The sequence below is a fragment of the Methylomagnum sp. genome (genome assembly GCF_054333355.1).
In genome coordinates this window covers 1-3,878 of record NZ_JBTEKS010000406.1, presented here as the reverse complement: position 1 = coordinate 3,878, position 3,878 = coordinate 1, and the positions used below count along the sequence as shown (strand labels likewise).

Genomic DNA, 3,878 nt, shown 5'->3' with positions numbered 1-3,878 from the left:
GTCTATACGCTGGGCATGAACGGCGACCTCCGCCACTTGGTCCAGGCCACCGACGTGCCCGTGGTGAAGACCGACCGGGGCGGGCAGATCACTTGGCATGGCCCCGGTCAGTTGATCGCCTATCCGCTGGTGGATTTGCGGCGCAGGAATCTGGGGATTCGGGCCATGGTCACGGCCCTGGAAAACGCCGCCATTGGCCTGCTCAAGCAATATGGCATCGCGGCGGTGGCGAGGAAGGACGCGCCCAGCGTGTACGTCTCGGGCCGCAAGATTGCCTCACTCGGTCTGCGGGTTCGGCGCGGTTGCAGCTATCACGGCCTGAGCCTGAACGTGAACCCGGACCTGCCGGCCTTTGCCGCCATTAATCCGTGCGGTTATGCGGGGCTGGAAGTCACCAGCTTGGCTGAATTGGGCGTCGAGGCGCGGATATGCGATGTGATGGCGCCGCTGGCCGGGGAGATTTTGAAGCAATTGGCGTAATGGCTATCCAGTTTGTAGGTCGGACATGAATTCATGCCCGACCTGCCCGCCCCGCCTCAGCGCATCTGCCGCCACCGATAATGCACCTGCCCATCATCGCATTGGTAGCCGGAGCGGTTGCTGCCGTCGATCACCCCCACGGGGACGCAGTGGTGGGCGTCGCGAAAGGCGACCCAGTCTTCTTCCTCGGAACGGTTGCTCATCAGCAGGAGGGCTTCGGCCAGCACGGCGAACGCGACGCCGCCGAACATGATGTGGGAAGTTTTCATAGCGGTGCGACCTCTTGGAATTGTGGTTTTATAACTTAGGGATGGGATCATTCGACCCGCAGTTAGGACCAGCCGGGGGAATGGCTGGTTCCCTCGCCCCTTCCGAGACCGCCCGGAGTGGGAATGGGCTTTAGCCCACGACTATCATTCCGAGCCGTGGGCTAAAGCCCACTCCCACCCAATGGGCCTTGGCGTAGTTCAAATACAAATGCATCTGCCCGGCGTCCGCATGGTTGAACCGGCCCGTCTTGAGGTCATAGTTGAACAATACCGGCATGGATGTCGCCGTAGCCGTCCGGGGTGATTTGTTGGCTCATGGTCCCCTCCCTATTCTGTGATCGTTATCAAGTCGTCCCAAACATCCGCCCCACCAATTCCCGCAACGCCTTGCCCCGATGGCTCAGCCGGTTCTTCTCCGCCGCTGGCAATTCCGCCGAGGCGCAGCCCTGATCCGGCACAAAGAACAGCGGGTCGTAACCGAATCCGCCCACGCCCCGCGCCTCGTTCAGAATCACGCCCTCCCAGACGCCCTGCGCGATCACCGGGCTGGGGTCGCGCTCGTGGCGGAGGAAGGCCATGACGCAGCGGAACCGGGCGGCGCGTTGCTCGGGCGGCACGTCCCGCAGCTCTTCCAGGAGCTTGGCATTGTTGGCGGCATCGGTGGCGCCTTCCCCGGCGTAGCGGGCGGAAAACACGCCGGGCGCACCGCCCAGGGCGTCGACCTCCAGGCCGGAATCGTCGGCGATGGCGGGCAAGCCGGACAGCCGGGAAGCGTGGCGGGCCTTGAGAATGGCGTTCTCGATGAAGCTCAGGCCGGTCTCGTCGGCCTCGGGAATGGCGAAGGCCGACTGAGGCACAACCTCCATATCATGCTCTGCTAATATTGCCGCGATCTCGCGAACCTTTCCGGGATTGTTGCTGGCGAGGAGAATCTTTTTCATCGTCGGTAAGTCTGAATGGGGCGGAAACGGGCATCCTCGGGAAGAGGGGCTTTAATTTTCGTCCATGAAACCGGCAACCACCGGCAATTGCAACAACAAAAGCACGCAACCACAGAGGAGATAAGAGACATGAGCAACATATTGACCGAAGTCCTGCGCGCCAACGAGGGTTATGTTTCGACCTTCGACAAAGGCGACTTGGCGCTGCCCCCGGCACGCGGCTTCGCCATCCTGACCTGCATGGACGCCCGGCTCGACCCCGCCAAGTACGCAGGGCTTTCGGAAGGCGACGCCCACGTCACCCGCAACGCCGGGGGCCGGGCCAGCGACGACGCGATCCGCTCGTTGGTGATTTCCCACAAGCTGCTGGGCACTCAGGAATGGTTCGTCATTCATCACACCAACTGCGGGATGGAGCTGTTCACCAACGACATCATGGGCGATTTGTTGAGCAGCAGCCTCGACACCGCCACCATCGACGAGAACGGCTGGCGCGATGTGGGCCAGGGGCCGGGTTCCGCCGACGGCAAGTACATCAACTGGCTGACCATCAAGAACCAGGAGCAGAGCGTCACCGAGGACGTGCTGCGTATCCGTAACCACACCCTGGTGCCGAAGTACATCCCGATCTACGGCTTCATCTATGACGTGAAGACCGGCAAGCTGGTGGAAGTGCCGGACGCCATGGCGGCGGGCCGGGCGCTGTAAGCCTATTCCGCGAGTTCGAAGAATAATCCCCCGTCTTCTTGCGTAGCCCGCCGCCTAGTCCGGCGATGGGCTACGATCTTTTTAGCACCAGATTTCCCCCATCCCCCCGATTCCGCGCCATGCCCTGCACGGCCCGGATTATCCACCAGCGCCCCCGAATTCTGTGCGCCCTTCTGTGGATAACTTGGTGGAAACCCGCCCCAGCCCACGAGCCGTGGGCGCCCCGGGCAGTTGGCTGAAAATTGCTCAGGTCCGTCCGCCGCGCATGGGAATCCATATAAAACAATGATCTATGTTCTGGCGAACGCTTGATCCAGGCATTCGCGGGAAGCCGGACGGGTTTGCTGACGCCTCGACGGGGGCTGTGAATGACGCCACAGGAGAATGACCACGGCGAGGCATCACGCTGTTCCACCGGAAGTGGCGCGACCGTTAAGATAATCCCCGCGCTTCGGCAAACGGCCGCCTCAAAAACCAGACTCGAACCCCCATGGCCTCACTCACACTCAACCAACGCTTCGACCCCCGCCGCTTCTTCCAAGGCGAACAACCCACCCAAGGGCCAATCACCCTCGCCCACCGCCGCATCTTCACCATCCCCAACAAACGCGGCTTCGGCCTTGTCCTCTTGTTGCTCATCCAATGGCTTGCCGCCATCAACTACAACAGCAACCTCGGCTACATCCTCACCTTCCTGCTGGTCGCCGTGGCCCTGCTCGGCGTGCTGCACGGCTACCGCAACCTCGCCGGGCTGCGCGTCCAGCCCCGCCGCGCCAGGCCCGTGTTCGCCGGAGAACACGCCACTTACGAAATCCTCATCGCCAACCCCACCCCGCTGCCGCGCTACGCCGTCTGGGTCAAGGCCAAGGGCGCGGAACCCATCCGCCTCGACATCGGCGCCGACGAGAACGCCACCGCCCCGCTCGGCTTCCGCCCGGAACGGCGCGGCTGGTTCCAGCCCGGCACCGTGACCGTGTACACCGAATTCCCCCTGGGCATCCTCTATGCCTGGTCGCCGCTCCGCTTCACCGAGCGGGTGCTGGTCTATCCCAAGCCAGCGGCGGACAGCGTTCCGTTTCCCGTGGGCCAAGGCTCGGGCCGACCCGGACGGGAGCGCCAGTCCGGCGGCGAGGAATTCACCGGCTTCCAGACCTACCAAGCGGGCGACCCGCTCCGCCACATCCACTGGAAGGGCGTCGCCAAGGGCCAGGAACCCCAGGTCAAGCGCTACGCCGGGGAACAGCCCGACGCCATCGCCCTGGACTTGAACGAAACCCCCGGCGGCGACTTGGAGACCCGGCTCAGCCGACTCTGCCGCTGGATCATCGACGCCGAAGCGTCGGGTCTGCGCTACGCTTTGACCTTGCCCGGCACGCGGATCGCCACTGGCGGCGGGGATGGGCACTGTCGGCGGTGCTTGGAAGCGCTGGCGGTGCATGGGGCGTGAGTGGCGGGTTTAATGGTGGTGGGAGTGGGCTTC

General features: G+C 63.6%; 6 protein-coding genes. 3 read left to right on the top strand and 3 right to left on the bottom strand.

All coding sequences use genetic code 11. The features are described from left to right. A partial coding sequence (gene lipB / locus ACXWUF_RS20180; protein ID WP_458496362.1) for a lipoyl(octanoyl) transferase LipB occupies positions 1-480 on the top strand: 480 nt, incomplete at its 5' end. Between the two features lie 56 nt (positions 481-536). Here the strand turns inward: lipB and ACXWUF_RS20175 are convergent. The 3 genes from ACXWUF_RS20175 to rdgB all read right to left on the bottom strand — a co-directional run bounded on the left by ACXWUF_RS20175 (position 537) and on the right by rdgB (position 1,690). Next, positions 537-749 (bottom strand): hypothetical protein, encoded by a 213-nt coding sequence (locus tag ACXWUF_RS20175; RefSeq protein WP_458496361.1) that lies wholly within the window; start codon positions 747-749, stop codon positions 537-539. 130 nt (positions 750-879) lie between these two features. Next, a complete protein-coding gene (locus tag ACXWUF_RS20170; protein ID WP_458496360.1) occupies positions 880-1,026 on the bottom strand; it encodes a hypothetical protein in 147 nt (48 codons plus the stop codon). A gap of 67 nt (positions 1,027-1,093) precedes the next feature. Beyond that, positions 1,094-1,690: an RdgB/HAM1 family non-canonical purine NTP pyrophosphatase gene (rdgB, locus tag ACXWUF_RS20165; RefSeq protein WP_458496359.1), complete on the bottom strand. Its 597-nt coding sequence runs from the start codon at positions 1,688-1,690 to the stop codon at positions 1,094-1,096. A 129-nt stretch (positions 1,691-1,819) separates the two neighbouring features. On the opposite strand from rdgB, the gene ACXWUF_RS20160 reads away from it, so the two are divergent. Beyond that, positions 1,820-2,398 (top strand): beta-class carbonic anhydrase, encoded by a 579-nt coding sequence (locus tag ACXWUF_RS20160; protein ID WP_458496358.1) that lies wholly within the window; start codon positions 1,820-1,822, stop codon positions 2,396-2,398. A 490-nt stretch (positions 2,399-2,888) separates the two neighbouring features. Then, entirely contained in the window at positions 2,889-3,845 is a 957-nt protein-coding gene (locus ACXWUF_RS20155) for a DUF58 domain-containing protein (RefSeq protein WP_458496357.1), read from the top strand. The last annotated feature ends 33 nt before the right edge of the window (positions 3,846-3,878 follow it).

What these genes read in the sequence shown, in the direction of transcription:
- ACXWUF_RS20175 (WP_458496361.1), bottom strand. Translation starts at nt 749, where the DNA reads ATGAAAACTTCCCACATCATGTTCGGCGGCGTCGCGTTCGCCGTGCTG.
- ACXWUF_RS20170 (WP_458496360.1), bottom strand. Translation starts at nt 1,026, where the DNA reads ATGCCGGTATTGTTCAACTATGACCTCAAGACGGGCCGGTTCAACCAT.
- rdgB (WP_458496359.1), bottom strand. Translation starts at nt 1,690, where the DNA reads ATGAAAAAGATTCTCCTCGCCAGCAACAATCCCGGAAAGGTTCGCGAG.
- ACXWUF_RS20160 (WP_458496358.1), top strand. Translation starts at nt 1,820, where the DNA reads ATGAGCAACATATTGACCGAAGTCCTGCGCGCCAACGAGGGTTATGTT.
- ACXWUF_RS20155 (WP_458496357.1), top strand. Translation starts at nt 2,889, where the DNA reads ATGGCCTCACTCACACTCAACCAACGCTTCGACCCCCGCCGCTTCTTC.